The sequence below is a fragment of the Streptomyces sp. NPDC050619 genome (genome assembly GCF_040654815.1).
GTDB lineage: Bacteria > Actinomycetota > Actinomycetes > Streptomycetales > Streptomycetaceae > Streptomyces.
This window is the reverse complement of record NZ_JBFAIR010000104.1, coordinates 1-3,878: the sequence shown is the minus strand read 5'-3', so window position 1 is coordinate 3,878 and position 3,878 is coordinate 1. Positions and strand designations below refer to the sequence as shown.

Sequence of the window (3,878 nt, the reverse complement as noted above, 5' to 3'; positions counted from 1 at the left end):
TTCCCCAACCGATCCGGATCCGGATCATAAAGACCCTCCACATCCCAACCACGATCAGTCGGAAAACCACCCACCGCATCCCGACCCTCCACCACAAGCCGCCACAAACCCTCCGGCGACACCACCCCACCCGGATAACGACACCCCATCCCCACCACCGCAATCGGCTCATCGGTGGAGACGACGGTGACGGCCCGGGCGCGCGGGGCCGCGGCCGAGTGCGAGGTCTCCGCCGCCAAGTGCTCCGCGAGCACACCCGGGTTCGGATAGTCGAAGACGAGGGTGGTGGGCAGCCGCAGACCGGTCGCGGCATTCAGCCGATTACGCAACTCCACCGCCGTCAGCGAATCGAAACCCAGCTCCTTGAAGGCGCGGTCGGGTGCGACCGTGTCCGCCGAGCTGTGCCCGAGGACCAGGGCGACCTCGGCGCGGACCAGGTCGAGGAGCGCACGGGCCCGGTCCCCGTCGGACAGCCCCGCGAGGCGGTTCGCCAGTGTGCCGGAGCCCTCGCCGGCGCCGGTGCGCCGGACGGACTGGCGGACCAGTCCATGGAAGAGGCCCGGGACGTTCGGCATGCGGCGTACGGCGGCCAGGTCGAGCGCGGCGGGGACGAGCAGCGGCTCCGTCGACCCGAGGGCAGCATCGAACAGTGCCAGGCCGTCCTCGTTGCTGAGCGGCGCGATGCCGGATCGGCTGATGCGTTCGAGGTCGGCCGCGTCCAGCGAGCCTGCCATGCCGTCCTCGGCCCACAGCCCCCAGGCGAGGGAGGTGGCGGGCAGGCCCCGGGCACGACGGTGCTGAGCCAGGGCGTCGAGGAAGGTGTTCGCCGCCGCGTAATTGCCCTGCCCCGCATTCCCGACCAGACCCGCGACCGAAGAGAACACCACGAACGCGGAGAGCTTGTGATGCCACGTCAGCCGATGGAGATTCCAGGCCGCGTCCACCTTCGGACGCAACACCCGCTCCAGATGCCCCTCCGTCAACGACTGCACCGTCGCGTCATCCAGCACCCCCGCCACATGCACCACAGCCGTGAGCGGACGCTCCACCGCCACCGCATCCAACACACCCGCCAACGCATCGAAATCAGCGACATCACAAGCCGCCAGCGACGCATCAGCACCCAACCCCGCCAACTCCGCCACAAACTCCGCCGCACCCTCAGCAGCCCCACCACGACGACTCACCAACAACAAATGACGAGCACCGTGATGCGTCACCAAACGCCGCGCCACCAAACGACCCAACGTCCCCAGAGCACCCGTCACCAACACCGTCCCCTCCGGATCCAGACCCACCGCCCCGGAAACAGACGCAGACGCCGCACGCGCCAGCCGCGGCACGAACAACTCCCCACCACGCACCGCCACTTCCGGCTCACCCGAAGCCAACACCACAGGCAACGACCCCAACCCGGCCTCATCGAGGTCGACGAGGCGGAATCGTCCGGGGTTCTCCGACCTGGCCGACCTGACAAGGCCCCAGACCGGGCTCTGGCTCAGGTCGCGTACCTCCTCGCCGGGCTTGGCGGCCACCGCGCCCTGTGTGACGACGACGAGCTCGCTGTCGGCGTACCGCTCACTGGCGAGCCAGTCCTGCGCCAGAGCGAGCACCGACTGGGCGGTCGCGTGAGCGGCCTGGGGGTTCACGTCTTCAAGGACCGGGAGTACGGCGACGAGCTGTGCGGGCACCGGGTTCGCGCCCTCAGCCGTCAGATCGGCACGGCCATCGGGCCCGAGGGGCAACTCCACCACGGCAGGCAGATCGCCCGGACTGCGCTGTACCTGGGTCCAGTTGACCTGGTACGGCACCGGTGCGTGGACGGACGCCGCCTCGGCGCGCACGTCGAGCCGGCCGATCGTCGCGACGGGGGCGCCTGTGCTGTCGGCGAGGTCGAGTGCTACGGAGTTCTCCCCGAGCTGCTTGACGCGCACCCGGAGGGAGGTAGCGCCGACCCGGTGCAGAGCGACACCGGTGAACTCGAACGGCACGCGCCGCGGGCCGGCCTCCACGTCCAGAAGGAGCGGGTGGAGGGTGGCGTCGAGGAGGGCCGGGTGGATGCCGAAGCGAGCGGCGTCCGCATGCATCGGCTCGGGCAGCTCCACCTCGGCGAACAGGTCATCACCAGCACGCCAAGCGGCACGCAGTCCCTGGAAGGCCGGACCGTAGCCATACCCCAGATCAGCCAACCGCTCGTAGACACCAGCCAGATCGACAGGCACACCGCCCGCCGGCGGCCACTGCTCCAGCGCCACCCCCGCAGAGGACGCCGACACCCCGAGCAGACCGGCAGCATGGGCCGTCCACTCCTCCTCCACGCCGCGCGAGTACACAGTGAACCGACGCTCACCACGCTCATCGGCGGCATCCACCGTCAGCCGCAGCTGAATGCCCGACCTCTCCGGCAGCACCAACGGCGCCTGAAGCGTCAGCTCCTCCACCACGGCACAACCCAGATACTCACCGGCATGGCCGGCCAGCTCCAGGAACGCCGTACCCGGAACCAGAACCGTCTCACCGATCGCATGATCGGCCAGCCACGGATGCGTCGCGAGCGACACCGACGCCGTGAACTGCACACCATCCCCACCCGGGTCCGCAATCACCGCCGCCAACAACGGATGATCAGCAGCCCCAAGCCCCAAACCCGCCGCATCACCAGACCGCGGCACATCCAGCCAGAAACGCTCACGCTGGAAGGCATACGTGGGCAGATCCACCACGGCCGTGCCAGGCGGATAGAACTTCGCCCAGTCCACCTCCACCCCATGGACATACACACCCGCCAGAGCCGACAAGAACGCCCGCCGCTCAGACTGCTTACGCCGCAACACCGGCACCACCACAACCGACCCAGCCGGCCCCCCAGAACCAGCCTCGCCGGCGAGGCATTCACGCACCAGACCCGACAACGTCGCATCCGGACCCAGCTCCACAAACGCCGACACCCCCAAACCCCGCAGCGTCGCCACCCCATCAGCAAACCGCACCGCCGAACGCGCCTGCACCGCCCAATACTCCGCGGTGAACTCCCCCACCAACCCACCCGTCACATTCGACACCACCGGAATACGCGGCACATGAAAAGTCAACTCACCCGCCACATCCGTCAACTCATCCAGCATCCCGTCCAACCGAGCCGAATGAAACGCATGACTCACCGCCAGACGCGTCGCCTTCACCCCCGCCGCCCGCGCCACCTCCACCACCTCAACAACCCCAGCCTCATCACCCGACACCACCGTCCCCGACGGACTGTTCACCCCCGCCACACCCACACCCACACGACCCTCAAGCCACCCCACAACCCGACCCTCACCAGCACCCACAGCAGCCATCGCACCACCCGCGGGCAACGCCTCCATCAACCGCGCCCGCGCACACACCAACCGCGCCGCATCCCCCAACGACAACACACCCGCCACATGCGCCGCCGCAATCTCACCCACCGAATGCCCCACCACATAATCCGGAACAACACCGTAATGCGACACCAACCGGAACAACGCCACCTCAACCGCAAACAACGCAGGCTGCGTAAACCCCGTCCGACCCAACAACTCCGGACCCGCCTCACCCGAAATCACCGAAGCCAGCGAACAATCCAAATACACATCAAGAGCCGCACACACCTCATCGAAAGCAGCCGCAAACACCGGCTCACTCCCATACAACTCCCGACCCATCCCCAACCGCTGACTCCCCTGCCCCGAAAACAAAAACGCCAACTTGCCACCAGAAACAGCAGCGGACCCACCGGACGCCAACCCCTTGAGCGCGTCGAGGAGTTCACCACGGCTCTCCCCCACCACCACCGCACGATGCTCGAACCGGGCACGCGACACCGCCAGCGAACGCCCCACCGCCGCCACACCCAG

At 68.0% G+C, this 3,878-nt stretch carries 1 protein-coding gene; it reads right to left on the bottom strand.

Annotated elements, in window-relative coordinates; translation table 11 throughout:
- Nucleotides 1–3,878 (bottom strand): type I polyketide synthase (locus tag AB0I77_RS53170; RefSeq protein ID WP_363290268.1); only part of this gene is annotated, 3,878 nt, incomplete at both ends.